Genomic DNA, 18836 nt, shown 5'->3' with positions numbered 1-18836 from the left:
TGGACCGCGTCGACCTCTAGATCACCGCAGTACCAGTGGGAGCCGGCTTGCCGGCGATGGGCCGTAAACGGCCCCAGTACTGCGCTTCCCGCTCATCGGACATGCCATGCATTCGCGACTTCTGACCGGTCTTGCCCTCCTGATTTGCGCCGCCGGGCTTTGGTGGGCTTACGACAGCTTCCAGTCCCGCTACCTGCGCCCCTTCGAAAACCAGCCGACCTTGTTCGATGGCAGCCAACTGCGCCTGCCCGCTCAACTGGCCGGCCCGGGCAAGGTCCGCGTGGTGCATTTCTGGGACCCGGCCTGCCCGTGCAATGTCGGCAACCAGCAGCATCTAAGTGACTTGGTCAGCCAGTTCGCCGACAAGGGCGTCACCTTTCTGGTAGCCCAGAAAACTGGCAGCCACGGGCAATTGCCCGCCAATCTCAGCACCCTTGAGCCTGTCGTGAACTTGCCGGGCAGCGAACACCTGCCCGCCTCTCCCGCTGTAGCAATCTGGGACCAGCAAGGCAATCTCGCCTACTTCGGCCCCTACAGCGAAGGCGCGGTGTGCAACGCCAGCAACAGCTTCATCGAACCGATCCTGAAGGCACTGCTCGACGGTCGCCCGGTCAACGCCTCCAACACCCTGGCCGTCGGTTGCTACTGCCCTTGGACAGACTGATGTGAACCACATGGCAACGTCTGCAAAAGGCTATGCTCTGTGCGCGAAGCCGCCGATGATCGTCGCAAGCACAAGGAGTCCCGATGAAGCGCAGCCTGACCCTGTTGGCCATCGTCATTGCCGTGGCCGCTGGCGCCGGTTACTGGTACGCGCAAGGCAAGCTGCCGCAACGCGAGGGCGAAGTCGCCCTGGCTGGCCTGCAGGCGCCGGTGAGCGTAGGCTACGACGCCCGTGGCGTGCCGCACCTTCAAGCACAGAACGAGCAGGACCTGTACCGCGCCCTGGGCTATGTGCATGCCCAGGACCGCCTGTTCCAGATGGAGATCATGCGCCGCCTGGCCCGAGGTGAATTGGCCGAAGTGCTGGGTAGCAAACTGGTGCCCACCGACACGCTGTTTCGCAGTTTGCGCATCCGCGAGCAGGCTGCGCTCATGGCCCAGCGTCAGAACCACGACGCACCGGCATGGCACGCCCTGCAGGCCTACCTCGACGGCGTCAACACCTGGCAGGCGAGCCATCCCAAGCCCGTTGAGTTCGACCTGCTCGGCATCACGCCGCGCCCGTTCACCGCAGAGGACACCCTGAGCATCGCCGGCTACCTGGCCTACAGTTTCGCCGCCGCGTTCCGCACCGAACCCGCGTTGACCTACATCCGCGACCAACTCGGCCCGCAGTACCTGGCCCCCTTCGACCTGGACTGGAACCCTCAGGGTGCGTTGAGCACCCCGCTGGCCGCCGTTGACTGGCGCAGCCTCGAAAGCCTCGCCCGCCTCAGCCACGAGGCATTGGGCGATGCCGGTATCCCGCAGTTCGAGGGCAGCAACGCCTGGGCCGTGGCCGGCAGCCGCACCCGCAGTGGCCTGCCGCTGTTGGCCGGCGACCCGCACATCAGCTTTGCAGTGCCTGCGGTATGGTATGAAGCCGAGCTATCGGCCCCCGGCTTCAACCTCTATGGGTACTTCCAGGCACTCAACCCGTTTGCCATGCTCGGGCACAATCGCGACTTCGGCTGGAGCCTGACCATGTTCCAGAACGACGATGTCGACCTGATCGCAGAGCGGACCAACCCGGCCAATGCCGATCAAGTAATGATCGATGGCCAGTGGCGCCCCCTGGAAAAGACCGAGCAGAAGATTGCAGTCAAAGGTGAAGATCCGATCACCCTCACCCTCCGACGCTCACCCCACGGCCCGATCGTCAACGATGTGCTTGGCGCAACCGCCGGCACCACGCCCATTGCCATGTGGTGGGCGTTTCTCGAAACCGAGAACCCGATTCTGGAAGGCTTCTACCAGCTCAACCGTGCGGACACCCTTGGCAAGATGCGCGAGGCAGCAGCCAAGGTGCAAGCGCCCGGTCTGAACTTCGTCTGGGCCAATGCGCGTGGCGATATCGGCTGGTGGGCTGCAGCGAAGCTGCCGATACGCCCCGACGGCGTGAACCCCACTTTCATCCTCGACGGCGCCAGCGCTCAGGCGAACAAACTCGGCTTCTATCCCTTCAGCGCCAACCCGCAGCAGGAAAACCCGGCCAGCGGCTACATCGTGTCGGCCAATTTCCAGCCCCCCGCCGTGGTGCCCGTACCGGGCTACTACAACTTGCCGGACCGTGGTCGCCAGCTCGACCGCCACTTGGCCAACCCGGACGTCAAGTGGGACACACAAAACAGCCAGGCCCTGCAGCTGGACACCAGCACCGACTATGGTCCACGTACCCTGGCGCCACTGCTGTCGACCCTGCGTTCAATCGCCCAGGGCGACGAGGAAAAGGAGCTGGTCGAACAGCTGGCTGCCTGGCGCGGCGACTACCCGCTGGACTCCACCAGCGCCACGCTGTTCAACCAGTTCCTGTACGAACTGGCCTACGCCGCACTGCACGACGAACTGGGTGACACCTGGTTCCCGGTGCTGATCAGCACCCGCGCCATCGATGCCGCACTGCCTCGCCTGGTCGCCGACCCGCAGTCGCCCTGGTGGAACCTGCGCGGTGCCAACGAACGCACCGACCGTACCGCCATCGTGCGCATGGCCTGGCAAAAGAGCCTCAAGCACCTGCGGGAAACCTTCGGCGACGACCCGGCCAGCTGGCAATGGGGCAAGGCCCACACACTCACGCACAACCATCCGCTGGGCGCGAAAAAGCCATTGAACCTCTTGTTCAATGTCGGCCCGTTCGCGGCGCCCGGCACCCATGAGGTGCCAAACAACCTCTCGGCGAAAATCGGCCCCGCGCCCTGGCCGGTCACCTATGGGCCTTCGACGCGACGGTTGATCGACTTCGCCGATGCATCGCAGGCGCTGACCAGCAACCCGGTCGGGCAGAGTGGCGTGTTGTTCGACAGGCACTACGCCGACCAGGCTGAGGACTACATCAACGGGCGATATTCCAAGGCGCAAATGGGCGTTATCCCAGCCCGGAGCACGCTACGATTGAGCCCGGCAAATTAACCAGCAAGGCATCCCCATGCAGAAACACTTCATCGATATCGACGGCGCCCGCATGAGCTACGTCGACCAGGGCCAGGGCTTCCCGGTCCTGCTGGGTCATAGCTACCTGTGGTCGGCCGAGATGTGGCAGCCGCAGATCGAGGCCCTTTCCAGGCATTTTCGCGTCATCGTTCCCGAACTGTGGGGCCATGGCGACTCCGACGCGCCGCCGGCCACCACCACCGACATGAGTGCACTGGCCCGCCAGCACCTGGCGTTGCTGGACGCTCTGGATATTCCCAAGTGCCACCTGGTGGGCCTTTCCGTCGGTGGCATGTGGGGCGCGCAACTGGCCATCGAGCAGCCGGAACGCATCGACCGCCTGGTGCTGATGGACACCTACCTGGGTGCCGAACCTGAAGCCACCCGACTGAAATACTTTGGCCTGCTGGATGCCGCCAGTGCAGCGGGCTTCTTCCCCGAACCATTGCTGGATATCGTCGTACCGATCTTCTTCCATGCCGAAGGGCAGACAGTGCCAGAAGTTCGCGACCACTTCCGCGCTACCTTGAAGGCCAGCACTGCCCAGACCATTCGCGAAAGCCTCGACCCCATGGGCCGGGTAATCTTCGGGCGGCCTGACCTGCTGGCGCGCCTGGGTGAGCTGCCGGCTGAACGGACCATCGTCATCTGTGGTGACCAGGACATTCCACGGCCACCGGAAGAGTCAGCCGAGATGGCCAGGATCATCGGCTGCCTGGCGGCTCAGATTCCCTTTGCGGGGCATATCTCCAGCCTGGAGAACCCGCAGGTGGTGAATGATTTTCTGTTGAACTGGTTGCCGCGTAACGCGTGAGATTGCGAGTTGCTGGCAGCCGGTTACTACAGGTCCTGAAGTGATCTCAAGATCGTCGCAGTCCCTGTGGGAGCCGACTTGCCGGCGATCACCGGCAAAGCCGGTGCCATGCACCACGTTGCCTACATCGCCGGCAAGCCGGCTCCCACAGGATGAGCGTCGCGCTTTGGGGCTTTGTTGCCCCAGCGATCAGACCCCGCACAAACAAAAACGCCGACACACAAGTGTCGGCGTTTTCAAATCAGGCAAAGCGTGCGCGGCGGATCAGAAGGCCGGCAGCACCGCACCCTGGTATTTCTTGGCGATGAATTCCTTCACTTCCGGGCTGGTCAGCGCCTTGGCCAGTTTCTGGATGGCTTCGCTGTCCTTGTTGTCCGGACGCGCCACCAGGAAGTTCACGTACGGCGAGTCGCTGCCCTCGATCACCAAGGCATCCTTGGCTGGGTTCAGGCCGGCTTCCAGCGCGTAGTTGGTGTTGATCATGTCCAGGTCGACCTGGTCCAGCACACGCGGCAGCATGGCCGATTCCAGCTCACGGAACTTGAGCTTCTTCGGGTTCTCGGCGATGTCTTTTGGCGTGGCCAGGGCGTTTTTCGGATCTTTCAGGGTAATCAGGCCAGCCTTCTGCAGCAGAAGCAGGGCGCGGCCACTGTTGCTGCCTTCGTTAGGGATGGCAACGGTAGCGCCGTCCTTCAGCTCGGCCAGGGTCTTGACCTTCTTCGAGTAGCCACCGAACGGCTCGACGTGCACGCCGATCACGGTTTCCAGGTGGGTGCCCTTGCCTTCGTTGAAGTTCTGCAGGTACGGCAGGGTCTGGAAGTAGTTGGCGTCCAGGCGTTTCTGGTCAACCTGAACGTTGGGCTGAACGTAGTCGGTGAAGACCTTGATCTGCAGGTCGACCCCTTCCTTGGCCAGGGTCGGCTTGATCAGTTCCAGAATCTCGGCGTGCGGTACCGGGGTGGCGGCAACCACCAGTTTCTCGGCGGCAGAGGCCAGGCCAGCGAACGACAGGGCAGCGGCCAGGGCAGTGGTCAGCAGGGTCTTCTTCATGGTGTTCCTTGTTCTGGATCTGGGCCATCGATGATGGCGAAGTCGGGTGCCCAACCGTTTGCGCAGTGGGCGTGAGGCGGACGATACCGAGATTTTTTATGCCGTAACAATATCTTTTAATTAGCTGCTTATTCCAAAACCAAACTGCCATCACCCACTTTGCTTATGAACCATGCCGGTGCCTGTCTAGCGCGCGATATTTGGCAGGTCGAGGTGCTCCGGCAAGATCTCTTCGCCATCGCTGACCAGCAGGGCAAAGTGGATGACGTTCTCCAGCTCGCGGGTGTTTCCAGGCCAGGTGTGGGCTTCCAGGGCATGCTGCGCCGCTTCGCTGATCAGCGGCACGGAACGCTCCAGCCGCACGCTGTAGATGCCGATGAAGTACTCGGCCAATGGCAGGATGTCGCCCAGTCGCTCACGTAGCGGCGGCAGGTCCAGCGCTCCTTCACGCAAGTACAGGTACAACCGCTCGTTGAAACGGCCGGCCTTCACCACGCGCGCCAGGTCGACGCTGGAGGCAGCCACCAGGCGCACGTCCACCGCCTGTGGCTGCTGTGCGCCAACCCTTGTGACCTCACGGGTTTCCAGGGCTGCAAGCAACTTGCCCTGGATCGCCAGCGGCAAGTCGGCAATCTCATCCAGGTACAGGGTGCCGCCATTGGCCGAGCCGAACCAGCCGGCGCGGCTACTGGCAGTACCACCATGGGCACCAGCGCTGTAGCCAAACAGCTCGGCGTCGGCGTAGGTCGGGCTGATGGCCGCGCAGTTGACCGAAACGAACAAGCCACTGCGGTCACTGGCACGGTGGATCTGCCGGGCAAGCAGTTCCTTGCCGGTGCCAGTTTCACCACGTATCAGCACCGGCAGCGGTTGTGGCGCCAGCTGCTCAAGCGCCTGACGCAGTGCCTGGGAACGTGGGTCGATGAACACCAGAGCCTTGGCCCGGATGCTCAGTGGGCTCTTGTCCAGTTCGGGGAAGGTCAGCAACGGCTGGCCAAACGGGTTTTGAAAAGTCATGACGAACTCCCGCCCCAGACCTGCGATGGCCGGGCGTCAGGTTTAGCGGTAAACGGTAGGGTTGCTCAGGCGCGGCGCAGTGCGCGTTGCTCGACCCGGTTTTGCAAGCGATACAGGTAGGCGAAGCCCTGCTCCCAGCGCTCGTGCCCGGACTTCACATTGATGTGTCCGGCATTGGCCAGCAGCCCCGCTTCGGCGCCCCAGGCGCGAGCCAGGTACATCGCACGCGGCACGCTTACCGCGTGGTCGTTGTCTGAGCTGACCACTTGGCTGGGGAACGGCAGCGTCTGCAATGGGATCGGTGCGAAATTGCGCAGGGCGGGTGCGCAGGTGGGGCGCTCGACATCCGCCGGCGCCACCAGCAACGCGCCACGTACGCGACGCAGCAAGGCCGGGCTGGCCTGGGCAGCCCAATGGGCCACCGTGATGCAACCCAGGCTATGGGCGATAAGAATCACCGGCGAGCTTTCAGCGGCAATGGCTTGCTCCAGCGCCTGCACCCAATCGCGGCGCTGCGGGGTCAGCCAGTCGTGCTGCTCGACCCGAGCACTGTTGGGCAACGTGCGCTGCCAGTGACTCTGCCAATGGTTGTCTGGCGATCCTTGCCAGCCCGGCACAATCAGGTAACGAATCGACTCATTGCGCATGGGGACGCCTCCAGTAAGTTTGCGTGCTTGGAGACCAGTATAGGGAGGGAGTTATATTCGTAAAGGAATAAGAAGCTATTTATTAATAACCAAAATAAATTTGGCTGCAGGCATAAAAAAAGGGCCATCCCCTGCCAAGAGATATGGCCCATAAGCACTTGCCTGAAGAGGGTGTTGCCAGTCAGCGCGCGGTGATCACCGCCAGCTTGCTGATTCCGGCACGTTCGATTGCCGCCATGGCCCGCGCCACTTCGCCATAGTTCACGCCATCGTCGGCTTGCAACTGCACGCGAACGTCGGCGTCCTTGTCCTTGGCGGCCTTGAGGTTGGTTTCCAGCAGGTCCGGCTGGATCTCGTCCTTGTTGATGAACAACTTGCCGGCGCCGTCGATGCTCACCACCAGTGGGTCCTTCTGCTCCACTGGGGCCACAGCCTCGGTCTTGGGCAGGTTGATGGGAATGGCATTGGTCAGCAGCGGCGCGGTGACGATGAACACCACCAGCAGCACCAGCATGACGTCCACCAACGGCGTGACGTTGATTTCACTGAGGACTTCGTCGCTGTCCTGGGTCGAAAAAGCCATGTCAGGATGCCTCCTTCACGGGCTGGGTGAAGCCGGCCTGGGCCTTGTGCACCGCAGGGTGCACCAGCACACGGAAGGCACTCTTCTGCGCCAGGCTGTAGAAGTCGTGGGCAAAGTCATCCAGGTCTGCAGCCGTAAGCTTCAGGCGACGAAGGAAGTAGTTGTAGACCAGCACCGCGGGTACAGCGACCGCGATACCCACACCGGTGGCTACCAGCGCCGCACCGATTGGCCCAGCCACAGTTTCCAGACTGGCCGAACCCGCCGCGCTGATGCCCTTGAGCGCTTCCATGATGCCCCACACGGTGCCGAACAGGCCGATGAAGGGCGAGGTGCTGCCGATACTGGCAACCACTGCCAGGCCGGTTTCCAGCGACCGGCGCTCACGCACGATCTGCTGGCGCAGGGCGCGCTCGAGACGGTCCTGATGGTTGATGGCGTGGCTCAGGTCATTGGCCTGGGCGTCACCGACGGCAATCGCGGCATAGCCGGACTGGGCAACCCGGGCGGCTGGCCCTGGCAGGTCGTGGCTGACTTCAGCGGCCGAGTCCAGGCTCGATGCCGCCCAGAACTGCTGGTGGAAGCGCTTGTCCTGGTTCTTCAAACGCACGAACTGCACGACCTTGACCAGGGCCAGGCCCCAGGTGACGACCGAGAAGCCGACCAGCAGCCAGATGACTGCACTTTCAACCGATTCGAGGGGGGATGCCAACAGGCTCATGATGAAGTCTTCCTATGTTCTGTCGAAATTAACGAAGCTTGAAATCGATCGGCACGCTGACCCAGCCAGCCTGGGCAACGTCGCCTTGCTTGGCGGGCACGAAGCTCCAGCGCTTGACCGCCGCCAGCGCGGCGGCGTCCAGGGCATCGCGGCCGCTGCTTTTCTGAATCTGGATCTGGCCTGGCTTGCCGCTGGCCAACACCTCGACACGCAGCAGCACGGTGCCTTCCCAGCCCCGTCGCAGGGCCATCTGCGGGTACTCCGGCGCCGGGTTCTTCAAGTACGCGGCGTTGGCTGACGGCGGCGTCACCGGGGCCGGTGCAGGTGGTGCTGGCGCGGGCGGTGCAGGGGCTGCCACCGGCGCAGGCGGTGGCGCCTCGGCCGGCTTGGGTTGCGGCTTGGGCGGTTGCTTGGCGACCGGCTTGGGCACCGGTTTAGGCTTGGGCTTGGGTTTTGCCGCCAACTCGTCGACCACGGGTGGAGGTGGCTCGACCACCGGCGGCGCAGGCGCAGGAGGCGGTGGTTCCACCACCGGTGGCGCTGGCGCGGCGAATTCGATGGTCATTGGCGGGATCTGCGGCGGCACCACCGGCAGCTCTGGGGTTGGCGCCTGGCTGATCCAGTAGGCGGCAGCGCCATGCAAGGCCAGCACCAGCAGGCCGAGCGCCAGTTTGTCGCGGCGCTTGAGGCCGCTGACGGGCGTGCGTTGCAGGCGCAGCTGGCCAAGCGGCAGGCGAAGCGTGCGTCCAAGCTCGACCAGGTCACCCGGTGCCGGGCGCCATGGCTGGTCGTAGGCCCTGACGGCCGACTGGACATTACCCATTGATCAAACTCCTGGGGTCTCGATTCAGGTGTGTGGCTGAATCATCGGGGCCAGAGGCTTATCTCTTAAAGTAATGTTTAAAATTATGTTTATAGCCTAACGGAATATCAGTTTTGACTGGGTGCGCCAAAGCCACGGATATCGCGGGCTGTGGCTGGGCGGCGTATCAGCGATGCAGTGTGGGCATACAAAATATTCGTGCAAGGCATGAGATTGCCGCGAGGGCTGCGCCCTCGATCGCCGGCAAGCCAGCTCCCACAGGTTCACCGCAAGCCTTGAATACTGTGGGGTACTTGTGGGAGCGGGCTTGCCCGCGAAGAGGCCAGATCAGGCACAAAAAACCCGGGACCAAGCCCGGGTTCTCTATTACCTGAAGTGAATCAGATATCCGCCACCTTCTGCCAAACCTTCGGCCGGAAGAACAACGTCTCCCCCCGCGCCAGCCCGGTCAGGCTGTCGTGATCCTTCACCACCTCGGCCTCGATCAGCTCGCTTTGCCCTTCCACTTTCAAGGTCACCCGGGTGGTAGCACCCAGCGGGCGAATATCCCGCACCTCAGCCGCATGGTGCCCTTCCGTTTCATGCCGCGACAGCGACACCTCATGCGGCCGGAACAGCACGTGGTGACCTTCGCTCAGGCTCAGGCGGTTGGAGTCGCCCAGGAAGTGATAGACGAAATCGTTGGCCGGCTTCTCGTACACCTCACCCGGCGACCCGATCTGCTCGATCACACCCTTGTTCATCACCACGATGCGGTCCGCCACTTCCATGGCCTCTTCCTGGTCGTGGGTCACGAATACCGAGGTCAGATTGATGTCCTCGTGCAGACGCGCCAACCAGCGGCGCAGCTCTTTACGGACTTTGGCATCAAGCGCGCCGAACGGCTCGTCGAGCAACAGCACCTTGGGCTCCACCGCCAAGGCGCGCGCCAGGGCGATACGCTGGCGCTGGCCACCGGACAGTTGCTCGGGGTAACGGTCGGCCAACCAGTCGAGCTGAACCATGTTCAGCAGCTCATGCACCTTTTCGGCAATCTTGCTTTCGCTCGGACGCTCGCCCTTGGGCTTCATGCGCAGGCCGAAGGCGACGTTGTCGAACACGCTCATGTGGCGGAACAGCGCGTAGTGCTGGAACACGAAACCCACGTTACGGTCGCGCACATCGTGGCCGGAAACATCCTCGCCATGGAACACGATGCTGCCCTGATCGGGCGTTTCCAGGCCGGCGATGATGCGCAGCAGCGTGGTCTTGCCACAGCCGGACGGGCCAAGCAAAGCCACCAGCTCGCCGCTGTGGATATCCAGGTTGATGTTGTCCAGGGCCTGGAAGCTGTTGAAGCGCTTGCTGACGTTACGAACTTCGATCGACATGAATTATTCCTCCGCTGCGCTTTGGCGCAGGCGGTTAATACGGTTCTCGCTCCACTGCTTGAGCAGCAGGATGAAGAGCGCCAGGATCAGCAGCAGGCTGGCCACGCTGAAGGCCGCGACGTGGTTGTACTCGTTGTAGAGGATCTCCACATGCAGCGGCAAGGTGTTGGTGACGCCGCGAATATGGCCAGAGACCACCGACACCGCGCCGAACTCGCCCATGGCCCGGGCGGTGCACAGCACCACGCCATAGATCAGGCCCCATTTGATGTTCGGCAAGGTCACGTGCCAGAACATCTGCCAGCCATTGGCGCCCAGCAGGCGTGCGGCTTCCTCTTCCTGGGTGCCCTGCTCCTGCATCAGCGGGATCAGTTCACGGGCCACGAAAGGCACGGTGACGAAGATGGTCGCCAGGACGATGCCCGGCAGGGCGAACACGATCTGGATATCGTGGTCCTGCAGCCACGGCCCGAACAAGCCTTGCGCGCCGAACATCAGCACGTAGACCAAACCGGCGATGACTGGCGAGACCGAAAACGGCAGGTCGATCAGGGTGACCAGAATGCTCTTGCCGCGGAAGGTGTACTTGCTTACGCACCAGGCCGCGCTGACACCGAACACCAGGTTCAGCGGCACAGATATGAACACGGCGAGCAATGTGAGCTTCAAGGCCGACAAGGCATCAGGCTCGAAGATCGCTTCGAAGAAGGTACCGAAACCGTTCTTCAGTGCCTGCGACACCACGATCACCAACGGCAATAGCAGGAACAGCGCGAACACCAGCCAGCCAAGGCCGATCAGGACTCGCCGCGAAGTAGCGCTGCCACGCCGGGCGGCGTTGGCGGCGGCGCTTGCACTCAGGGATGAACTGGACATGCGGCCTCCTTCAAGGGGTTTCGATGCGGCGCTGCAGCAGGTTGATCAGCAGCAGCAGGATGAAGGAAACCACCAGCATCAGCACGCCGATGGCCGTGGCGCCGGTGTAGTCGTACTGGTCGAGCTTGACCATGATCAGCAGCGGCAGAATCTCGGTCTTCATCGGCATGTTGCCGGCGATGAAGATCACCGAGCCGTACTCGCCCACGCCACGGGCAAAGGCCAGGGCAAAACCGGTCAGCCAGGCGGGTAGCAACGCTGGCGCCAGGATGTGGCGAAACACCTGCAAGGGCTTGGCGCCCAGGCAAGCGGCGGCTTCTTCGACCTCACGCGGGATGTCCGCCAGTACCGGCTGCACAGTACGCACCACGAACGGCAGGGTGACGAAGGTCAGCGCCAAGGTGATACCCAGCGGGGTATAGGCGATCTTGAAGCCCAGGTCGGTGGCGAACTGCCCCACCCAGCCTGCTGGCGCATACAGAGCCGTCAGGGCGATACCCGCCACAGCGGTGGGCAGGGCGAACGGCAGGTCGATCATCGCATCGATGATCTTGCGTCCCGGGAAGGTGTAGCGCACCAGCACCCAGGCCAGCAGGGTACCGATCACGCCGTTGATGATGGCGGCGAACAGAGCGGTGCCGAAACTCAGTTTGAGCGCGGCAAGCACCCGCGGCGCACTGACGATGTTCCAAAACTGCTCCCAGGTGAGCTGCGCGGCATGCACGAACATGGCGGCCAGCGGTATCAGCACGATCAGGCTGAGGTACACCAAGGTGTAGCCCAGTGTCAGCCCGAAGCCGGGTATGACGGGGGAAATACGACGTGACATAAAGGTCCCTGGTTGAACGCACGAAGCCCGGGATCAATCCCGGGCCGGTGCAAGCTTCTGAATCCCGGGGCTGCTGGTCAGCCCATCGCCGGCAAGCTGGCTCCCACAAGTACAGCGCATGCCTGCTTTTTTGTGGGAGCCGGCTTGCCGGCGATGGGCCGCAATGCGGCCCCAGTTGCTTCACTGTGCCTGATAGATCTGGTCGAACACACCGCCGTCATTGAAGAACTTGGGCTGTGCAGTCTTCCAGCCACCAAAGTCCTTGTCGATGGTCACCAGGTCCAGTTTCGGGAATTGCTTACCGAATTCGGCGGCGACCTTCGCGTCACGAGGGCGGTAGAAGTTTTCCGCGGCGATCTTCTGGCCAGCCGGGCTGTACAGGTGCTTGAGGTACTCCTCGGCGATCTGCTCGTTACCCTTTTTCTGGGCGTTCTTGTCGACCACGGCCACTGGCGGCTCGGCAAGGATCGACAGCGACGGCACGACGATTTCAAACTTGTCGCTGCCACCGTCTTCCTTCAGCGCCAGGAAGGCTTCGTTTTCCCAGGCCAGCAACACATCGCCTTGCCCGTTGTTGACGAAGGTGATGGTCGAGCCACGGGCGCCGGTGTCCAGTACCGGAACGTGCTTGAACAGCTCCTGCACGTACGCCTTGGCCTTGTCTTCGCTACCACCGGTTTTCAGGCCATAGGCCCAGGCGGCCAGGAAGTTCCAGCGGGCACCGCCGGAGGTTTTCGGGTTGGGGGTGATGACCGAGACATCCTTCTTGATCAGGTCGCCCCAGTCCTTGATGCCTTTCGGGTTGCCCTTGCGCACCAGGAACACGATGGTCGAGGTGTACGGGGTGCTGGCGTCTGGCAGGCGCTTCTGCCAGTCCTCGGGCAGGGTCTTGCCGAGCTTGGCGATTTCGTCGATGTCGCCGGCCAGGGCCAGGGTCACCACGTCGGCGCGCAGGCCGTCGATCACGGCGCGGCCCTGTTTGCCCGAGCCACCGTGAGATTGCTGGATCTTCACCTTGTCGTCCGGGTGAGCTTGCTGCCAGTGCTTGATGAATTCGGCGTTGTACTGCTGGTACAGCTCACGGGTCGGGTCGTAGGACACGTTCAGCAGTTCGTAGTCCTTGGCGATGGCGGAACCGGCAAAAACAGCACTGGCCAGGGCGGCGAGCGCATAACGGCGGATGGACATGGTGAAGCTCCCGATTGGCATTTTTCTAGTTTTGGATGTGAGGCGCGATCAGCCGGACTTGTTGCCGGGCTGCTGCAGGCGGAACTTCTCCTTGCGCTCGATCTGCACGACCTGAGCGTTGTGCACGGTAATCTCCACCGCACCGAAACGCAGATCGCGCAAGGCGCTCTGGATCTCACGCAGAATGGTGGCTTCGTCCTGACCGTCGATGCTACGCAGAGATGCACTCATGCTCGTTCTCCTGTGAGTGAGGTGCCGGGCAGAGGTTTGAAGGGGGATTTGCGCCTGGCTTGAGGGCAATAGTAGTGAGGCGCGGATATTCTTAAAAATACTGTTTAAGAATGTTTATATAACCATTTTTCAAACGGCGAACACTCAACCTGTGGGAGCGGGTTTACCCGCGAAAGCGACAGCGGCTACACCATCGCATTCGCGGGTAAACCCGCTCCCACAGGGTTCAGTGTTGGGTTTTGGAAGTGTTTTCCGGCTCGCGGATCTTGTACCAGGCCACATACAACGCGGGCAGGAACAGCAGCGTCAGCAGCGTGGCAACGATGATGCCGCCGATCATGGCGTAAGCCATGGGGCCCCAGAACACCTCTCGGGCAATGGGGATCATGCCCAGGCTCGCGGCAGCGGCAGTCAGCAGAATCGGCCGGCGACGATGGTTGGTGGCCTCCACCACGGCATCCCAGGGCGAGAAGCCCTGCGCTTCGAACTCGTCGATCTGGGTCACCAGAATCACCGAGTTGCGAATGATGATACCGGCCAGGGCGAGAATCCCCAGGATCGCCACGAAGCCCATGGGTGTGCCCGTGGGCACCAGGGCAATGATGACGCCAATGAGCCCCAGCGGCGCCACGCTCACCACCAGGAACAGCTTCTGCACGCTGTGCAGCTGGATCATCAGGAAGGTCGCCATCAGGAACAGCATCAGCGGAATGACTTTTCGAATCGGCCCTTGCGCCTTGGCACTCTCCTCCACCGTACCGCCAGTGGCCACTTCATAACCGGCCGGCAGCTTGCTGATGAACTCGTCGATGCTTGGCTTGAGCTGGGTCACCAGGTCGGTCGGCTGGATGTCACCGGTAACCGACGACTTGATGGTGATGGTCGGCTTGCGGTCGCGGCGCCACACCAGCGGTTGCTCCAGCTCGTAGCGTACGGTGGCGAAGGCCAGCAGCGGAATCGAGGTGCCGTTGGGGCTGACGATCTGCAGGTTCTGCAGGGTGTCGGGTGAACCACGCTCGCTGTCTTCGGCGCGTGCCACCACGTTCACCAGGTAGATATTGTCGTTGACCTGGGTGATCTGCACGCCGCTGACGATGCTGTTCATCACATTTGCCACGTCCTCGGACGACAGCCCAAGCTGGCGGGCCTTGTCCTGGGCGATCTCGATGCGCATCACCTTACCGGGCTCGTTCCAGTCGTAGATCATTTCGCCAATGTGCTCGTTGCTGTCGAGCAGCGTCGCCAGGTCGATGGCATGCCTGCGCACCTGGTCGATGTCCGGGCCGCTGACCCGGTACTGGATCGGCCGTCCCACCGGCGGGCCCATTTCCAGCGACTGGACGTTGGTGCCGATGCCGACGAACTCTTCGCGCAGCAGTTTCTGCAGACGCTCCATCATGCCCTGGCGTTCTTCGAACCCTTTGCTGACGATCACCAGCTGGGCGTAATACGGGTTCTGCAATTGCTGGTCGAGGGGCAGGTAGAAGCGGATGGCGCCCTGGCCAATGTAGGTGCTCCAGTGCACGAGGTCCGGGTCGTCCTTGATCCTGGCCTCCAGCCGGTCGACCACCTTGCGGGTTTCTTCGATCGAGGCATTCTGCGGCAGGTTCAGATCGACCAGGATTTCCGGGCGGTCCGATGAGGGGAAGAACTGGTTCTGGACGAAACGCTCGCAGAAGATGGCCAGCACGAACAACAGCACGGTGCCGATGATGGTCAGCCAGCGGTTGCGCATGCACCACAGCAGGCCATTTTCAAAGGCCTTGCCCAACCGTCCTGGCTCGGCCTCATGGGCTTTGACCTTGCTGCTGAGAATATGTACCCCCAGCACAGGCGCGAAGAACACCGCCACCACCCACGACACGATCAACGCCACGGCAATCACGGCAAACAGGGTGTAAGTGTATTCACCCGCCGAACTGGCGTTGAGCCCGATAGGCACGAAACCGGCCACGGTCACCAAGGTACCGGTCAGCATCGGGAAGGCGGTCGAGGTATAGGCGAACGTCGCCGCCTGTTCCTTGCTCTCGCCCATCTCCAGCCGTGTCACCATGACCTCCACGGTGATCATCGCATCGTCCACCAGCAGGCCCAGGGCGATGATCAGCGCCCCCAGCGAAATCCGCTGCATGGTGATGCCGCTGTACTCCATGAACACGAAGACCATGGCCAGCACCAACGGGATCGAGCAAGCCACCACCAGGCCAGCGCGAACGCCCAGGCTGACGAAGCTCACCCCCAGCACGATCACCACGGCCTCGAACAGTGCGCTGGTAAAGCCACCTACCGCCTGCCTCACCACGACCGCCTGGTCGGACACCGTGTGCACACCCACCCCAACCGGCAAGTCGGTGACGACCTGATCCATCCGCTTTTTCAGCGCCGCGCCGAACACCTCAATATTGCCGCCCGCTTTCATGCCGATGGCGAGGCCGATGGCGGTCTGGCCGTTGTAGCGGAACATGGGTGAAGGTGGGTCGACATACCCACGTTCGATATCGGCGATATCCGCCAGACGGAAGAAGCGGTCGTTGATGCGCAGGTTGACGGTTTCCAGATCTTTCTCGGAGGCGAACTGCCCGGTGGTGCGCAACGAAATACGCTCGGGACCGGCCTCGATCACCCCGGCCGGCGTCACGGCGTTCTGCGATTGCAAGGCCTGCATGACCTGGCGCTGGTCGATACCCAACGCCGCCAGCTTGCGGGTCGAGAAGTTCAGGTACAGCACTTCGTCCTGGGTGCCGACCAACTCGATCTTGCCGATGTTGGGTACATCGCGGACCTCGGCCCTGGCCTGTTCCACATAGTCGCGCAGTTGGCGCAGGGTCAGGCCGTCGGCGGTAAAGGCGTAGATCGAGCCGAACACATCGCCGAACTCATCGTTGAAACCAGGGCCCTGGATGCCTTGCGGGAACTGACCGCGAATGTCCTGGATCTTCTTGCGCACCTGGTACCAGATGTCCGGGATGTCCTTGGCCTTGGTGGTGTCGCGCAAGTAGACATAGACCGTGGATTCACCGGGGCGGGTATAACTCTTGGTGTAATCGAGGGAGTCGAGCTCTTCGAGCTTCTTCTCGATGCGGTCGGTGACCTGGTACAGCGTTTCGTCCTGGGTCGCACCTGGCCAGCGGGTCTGGATCACCATGGTCTTGATGGTGAAGGACGGGTCTTCCTCACGCCCGAGGTTGAAGTACGAAAAGATCCCCATCAGCAGCCCGACGAACATCAGGTACCACACGAAGGATTGGTGCCTGAGCGCCCATTCGGACAGGTTGAAGCTTCCTTTCATTGCGCGTCCTCATCGAAGGCGACCTTCTGGCCAGGCTTGAGACTGTTCACGCCCGCCGTGACGACCCGCTCGCCAGGCTGCACGCCTGCGGCCAGGACGATGGTGTTGTCGGTACGCTCGATCAGCTTGACGTCCCGAACAGACACGGTCTTTTGCTGCGGGTCGATCACCCAGACCTGGGGCTTGCCATCGCGCTCGAGCAACGCGCTTCGGGGCAGTTCGCTGCGGGGGGTGACCGCCGACGTCAGGGTTACGCTGATTGCAGTGCCCAGATGGAAGGCGGCCGGTGTGCTGGCCAAGGTGAGGCGTGCGCGTCGGGTACGGGTGGTGGCGTCTGCCTGAGGCTCCAGTTCGCGCAGGGTGGCGGTGGTGTTGATGGTGGGGTCTAGCTGAGAGGCAACGGTGAAGGTCAGGCCCTTGCTGAGCTGGTCGGCCAAGCTGATCGGCAAGTCGATGACCGCTTCCTTGACGTCTGGTCGGGCCAGGGTCACCACGGCTTGGCCTGCGGTGATGGTCTGCCCGGCTTCGGCCTGCCAGGCGGTGATCACTGCCGCGTGGTCGGTGCGCAAGGTGCTGTAGTCGAGCTGGTCACGGGCCTGGCTGACTGCCGAACGCGCTTGCTCAAGGGCAGCTCCAGTGGTCTTCAGGTTGGTCTGGGCGATGTCCAGTTGCGCCTTGGCGCCGACGCCGCGATCGTACAGCTGCTGCTGACGGCGTGCGTCCGCCTGGGCGTTGATCCATTGGGCTTGAACCTTGGCCAGGTCACCCTCGGCGGCACGCAGCTGGTTCTGCTGGTCGGTCGGGTCGAGCGTGGCCAGGGTATCGCCTGGCTTTACCTGGGCGCCAACGTCCAGCCAGCGCCGGGCAATGCGACCGGAAACACGAAAGCCCAAGGTGCTTTCGAAGCGTGCCTGGATGCTGCCAGCAAAACGCCCGAGCTGGGACTGCTCCAGCGGCTCGACCTTGACCGACAGCACCGGCCGAATCGGTTCGGGCACTTCCTCCTCACCGCCGCAACCGGTAAGCAGCAGGCTGGCCAAAGGCACTAGCAGCAAGCGCTTCATAGCTCACCCCCCTGCGCCTTGGCGTCGATCTTCTCCACCTGCATGCCTGGGTGCAGCAGTTGCCCGCCATTGACCACCACGGTCTCGCCGCTCTTGAGGCCGCTGGCGACCACGATCTTGCCGGTGAGGTAGCGGGTGACTTCGACCTTGCGCAGTTCCACCTTGTCGCCCTCACCCACCACCCAGACCGCCGGCTCATGCAGGCCCTTGGTCAACGCCGCCCAAGGCAGCTCGATGCTCGGCCGGCCCTGGGCATTGGTGGTGGCGGTCACCGGCGCGCCTAATTGCATGCCGGCCGGCACATCGCGCAGGCCAACCTTCACCTGCACCGTGCCGCTTTGCGCAGAAACGGTCGGGGTGATTTCACGGACAAAGCCTCTGGCCTGGATCTTGGGGTTATCCAGCAGGCTGACGATGACACCTGCATCGCTGGGTGGTGCCACCAACAGCGACTCGTAGACATTGAACACCGCATCGCGGTCGCCATCCTGGGCCAGGCTGAAGATCGGCATGGTTGCCTGCACCACCTGCCCGACTTCGGCCTGGCGCTCGGTGATGACGCCATCGGCCTCCGACACCAACGCGGTGTAGCTCAGTTGTTCATTGGCATTGGCCAGCTGTGCCTGGGCGGCCTTGAGCGCGCTCTGGTTGCTGCGCAAGGAGGCTTCGGCGGAGTCGTATTCGCTCTGGCTGGTGTAGCCCTTGGGCAAAAGTTTCTGCTGCCGGATGAAAGCCGCGCTGGTCTGCGTCACCCGCGCCTGAGCGGCGAACACTTCGGCCTTGGCGGAATCGACGTTGTTCTGCAGGTCTTTCGGGTCCAGCCGAGCCAGCACCTGGTTGGCCTTGACGTGGTCGCCCACATCGACGCTGCGCGAGATGATCTTGCCGCCCACGCGGAACGAAAGATCAGTCTGCACCCGCGCCTGCACGTCGCCAGTCAGGGTGACCCTGGCAGCGAAATCGGTGGGTTGGACCTGGAGAACACCGACCCGGGGCATGACCTCGGGGGTTTCCTCCTTGCTACAGCCAGTGAGCAGGTACAGCAGCCCCAGGCAGACGACCAACAGTGGACGCGTCACCGTCATGCAGGCTCCTAGCTTGCGCGCGAATGATTCGTGGGATGCGACTGTTAGCGTAGATCAGGGCGCAGAAAAAACACTGGCAGAGTCAGCTTAGCGCTGATGGTGGCTACTCGAACCTCT

Annotated in this window: 17 protein-coding genes; 3 read left to right on the top strand and 14 right to left on the bottom strand. The window is 62.6% G+C overall.

Annotation, left to right across the window (positions count from 1 at the left end):
* Positions 1-106: 106 nt before the first annotated feature.
* The 3 genes from PspTeo4_RS22485 (at position 107) to PspTeo4_RS22475 (ending at position 3946) form a co-directional block, all read left to right on the top strand.
* Entirely contained in the window at positions 107-664 is a 558-nt protein-coding gene (locus tag PspTeo4_RS22485; RefSeq protein WP_322366052.1) for a DUF6436 domain-containing protein, read from the top strand.
* 83 nt (positions 665-747) lie between these two features.
* Positions 748-3111, top strand: a complete 2364-nt coding sequence (locus tag PspTeo4_RS22480) for a penicillin acylase family protein (protein ID WP_322366051.1) — start codon at positions 748-750, stop codon at positions 3109-3111.
* Positions 3112-3127: 16 nt separating this feature from the next.
* Positions 3128-3946, top strand: coding sequence for an alpha/beta hydrolase (locus tag PspTeo4_RS22475; RefSeq protein ID WP_322366050.1), 819 nt, complete (start codon positions 3128-3130; stop codon positions 3944-3946).
* 264 nt (positions 3947-4210) lie between these two features.
* On the opposite strand, the gene PspTeo4_RS22470 is transcribed toward PspTeo4_RS22475, so the two are convergent.
* The 14 genes from PspTeo4_RS22470 to PspTeo4_RS22405 form a co-directional block, all read right to left on the bottom strand.
* A complete protein-coding gene (locus tag PspTeo4_RS22470; protein ID WP_322366049.1) occupies positions 4211-4996 on the bottom strand; it encodes a MetQ/NlpA family ABC transporter substrate-binding protein in 786 nt (261 codons plus the stop codon).
* A 186-nt stretch (positions 4997-5182) separates the two neighbouring features.
* Entirely contained in the window at positions 5183-6013 is an 831-nt protein-coding gene (locus tag PspTeo4_RS22465) for a sigma 54-interacting transcriptional regulator (RefSeq protein ID WP_322366048.1), read from the bottom strand.
* A 65-nt stretch (positions 6014-6078) separates the two neighbouring features.
* The gene (locus tag PspTeo4_RS22460) at positions 6079-6660 is read right to left on the bottom strand and encodes an alpha/beta hydrolase (RefSeq protein ID WP_322366047.1); all 582 of its coding nucleotides are present in this window, start codon (positions 6658-6660) and stop codon (positions 6079-6081) included.
* Between the two features lie 181 nt (positions 6661-6841).
* The gene (locus PspTeo4_RS22455) at positions 6842-7243 is read right to left on the bottom strand and encodes an ExbD/TolR family protein (protein ID WP_274908191.1); all 402 of its coding nucleotides are present in this window, start codon (positions 7241-7243) and stop codon (positions 6842-6844) included.
* A gap of 1 nt (position 7244) precedes the next feature.
* The gene (locus PspTeo4_RS22450) at positions 7245-7964 is read right to left on the bottom strand and encodes a MotA/TolQ/ExbB proton channel family protein (RefSeq protein WP_322366046.1); all 720 of its coding nucleotides are present in this window, start codon (positions 7962-7964) and stop codon (positions 7245-7247) included.
* A 28-nt stretch (positions 7965-7992) separates the two neighbouring features.
* Entirely contained in the window at positions 7993-8787 is a 795-nt protein-coding gene (locus PspTeo4_RS22445; RefSeq protein WP_322366045.1) for an energy transducer TonB, read from the bottom strand.
* Between the two features lie 380 nt (positions 8788-9167).
* A complete protein-coding gene (locus tag PspTeo4_RS22440) occupies positions 9168-10157 on the bottom strand; it encodes a sulfate ABC transporter ATP-binding protein (RefSeq protein ID WP_322366044.1) in 990 nt (329 codons plus the stop codon).
* 3 nt (positions 10158-10160) lie between these two features.
* A complete protein-coding gene (gene cysW / locus PspTeo4_RS22435) occupies positions 10161-11033 on the bottom strand; it encodes a sulfate ABC transporter permease subunit CysW (RefSeq protein WP_322366043.1) in 873 nt (290 codons plus the stop codon).
* A 10-nt stretch (positions 11034-11043) separates the two neighbouring features.
* Positions 11044-11862 carry a sulfate ABC transporter permease subunit CysT gene (gene cysT, locus PspTeo4_RS22430; RefSeq protein ID WP_023382937.1) on the bottom strand — a complete coding sequence of 273 codons (819 nt, stop codon included), beginning with the start codon at positions 11860-11862 and terminating at the stop codon, positions 11044-11046.
* 180 nt (positions 11863-12042) lie between these two features.
* Positions 12043-13050 carry a sulfate ABC transporter substrate-binding protein gene (locus PspTeo4_RS22425; RefSeq protein ID WP_322366042.1) on the bottom strand — a complete coding sequence of 336 codons (1008 nt, stop codon included), beginning with the start codon at positions 13048-13050 and terminating at the stop codon, positions 12043-12045.
* A gap of 48 nt (positions 13051-13098) precedes the next feature.
* Positions 13099-13281 carry a sulfur starvation response protein OscA gene (gene oscA, locus PspTeo4_RS22420; RefSeq protein ID WP_016489716.1) on the bottom strand — a complete coding sequence of 61 codons (183 nt, stop codon included), beginning with the start codon at positions 13279-13281 and terminating at the stop codon, positions 13099-13101.
* Between the two features lie 226 nt (positions 13282-13507).
* Entirely contained in the window at positions 13508-16570 is a 3063-nt protein-coding gene (locus tag PspTeo4_RS22415) for an efflux RND transporter permease subunit (protein ID WP_322366041.1), read from the bottom strand.
* Positions 16567-17634 carry an efflux RND transporter periplasmic adaptor subunit gene (locus PspTeo4_RS22410; protein WP_322366040.1) on the bottom strand — a complete coding sequence of 356 codons (1068 nt, stop codon included), beginning with the start codon at positions 17632-17634 and terminating at the stop codon, positions 16567-16569. The genes PspTeo4_RS22415 and PspTeo4_RS22410 overlap by 4 nt, the downstream gene beginning before the upstream one ends.
* Positions 17631-18719, bottom strand: coding sequence for an efflux RND transporter periplasmic adaptor subunit (locus PspTeo4_RS22405; RefSeq protein ID WP_322366039.1), 1089 nt, complete (start codon positions 18717-18719; stop codon positions 17631-17633). Before PspTeo4_RS22405 ends, PspTeo4_RS22410 begins: the two co-directional genes overlap by 4 nt.
* Between the last annotated feature and the right edge of the window lie 117 nt (positions 18720-18836).

Origin of the sequence: Pseudomonas sp. Teo4, assembly GCF_034387475.1 — a bacterium.
Classification (GTDB): domain Bacteria; phylum Pseudomonadota; class Gammaproteobacteria; order Pseudomonadales; family Pseudomonadaceae; genus Aquipseudomonas.
The sequence above is the reverse complement of the archived record's forward strand: the minus strand, read 5'-3'. Positions and strand labels throughout refer to the sequence as shown.

Coding starts and splice junctions, on each gene's coding strand:
- PspTeo4_RS22485 (WP_322366052.1), top strand. CDS start 107: ATGCATTCGCGACTTCTGACCGGTCTTGCCCTCCTGATTTGCGCCGCC.
- PspTeo4_RS22480 (WP_322366051.1), top strand. CDS start 748: ATGAAGCGCAGCCTGACCCTGTTGGCCATCGTCATTGCCGTGGCCGCT.
- PspTeo4_RS22475 (WP_322366050.1), top strand. CDS start 3,128: ATGCAGAAACACTTCATCGATATCGACGGCGCCCGCATGAGCTACGTC.
- PspTeo4_RS22470 (WP_322366049.1), bottom strand. CDS start 4,996: ATGAAGAAGACCCTGCTGACCACTGCCCTGGCCGCTGCCCTGTCGTTC.
- PspTeo4_RS22465 (WP_322366048.1), bottom strand. CDS start 6,013: ATGACTTTTCAAAACCCGTTTGGCCAGCCGTTGCTGACCTTCCCCGAA.
- PspTeo4_RS22460 (WP_322366047.1), bottom strand. CDS start 6,660: ATGCGCAATGAGTCGATTCGTTACCTGATTGTGCCGGGCTGGCAAGGA.
- PspTeo4_RS22455 (WP_274908191.1), bottom strand. CDS start 7,243: ATGGCTTTTTCGACCCAGGACAGCGACGAAGTCCTCAGTGAAATCAAC.
- PspTeo4_RS22450 (WP_322366046.1), bottom strand. CDS start 7,964: ATGAGCCTGTTGGCATCCCCCCTCGAATCGGTTGAAAGTGCAGTCATC.
- PspTeo4_RS22445 (WP_322366045.1), bottom strand. CDS start 8,787: ATGGGTAATGTCCAGTCGGCCGTCAGGGCCTACGACCAGCCATGGCGC.
- PspTeo4_RS22440 (WP_322366044.1), bottom strand. CDS start 10,157: ATGTCGATCGAAGTTCGTAACGTCAGCAAGCGCTTCAACAGCTTCCAG.
- cysW (WP_322366043.1), bottom strand. CDS start 11,033: ATGTCCAGTTCATCCCTGAGTGCAAGCGCCGCCGCCAACGCCGCCCGG.
- cysT (WP_023382937.1), bottom strand. CDS start 11,862: ATGTCACGTCGTATTTCCCCCGTCATACCCGGCTTCGGGCTGACACTG.
- PspTeo4_RS22425 (WP_322366042.1), bottom strand. CDS start 13,050: ATGTCCATCCGCCGTTATGCGCTCGCCGCCCTGGCCAGTGCTGTTTTT.
- oscA (WP_016489716.1), bottom strand. CDS start 13,281: ATGAGTGCATCTCTGCGTAGCATCGACGGTCAGGACGAAGCCACCATT.
- PspTeo4_RS22415 (WP_322366041.1), bottom strand. CDS start 16,570: ATGAAAGGAAGCTTCAACCTGTCCGAATGGGCGCTCAGGCACCAATCC.
- PspTeo4_RS22410 (WP_322366040.1), bottom strand. CDS start 17,634: ATGAAGCGCTTGCTGCTAGTGCCTTTGGCCAGCCTGCTGCTTACCGGT.
- PspTeo4_RS22405 (WP_322366039.1), bottom strand. CDS start 18,719: ATGACGGTGACGCGTCCACTGTTGGTCGTCTGCCTGGGGCTGCTGTAC.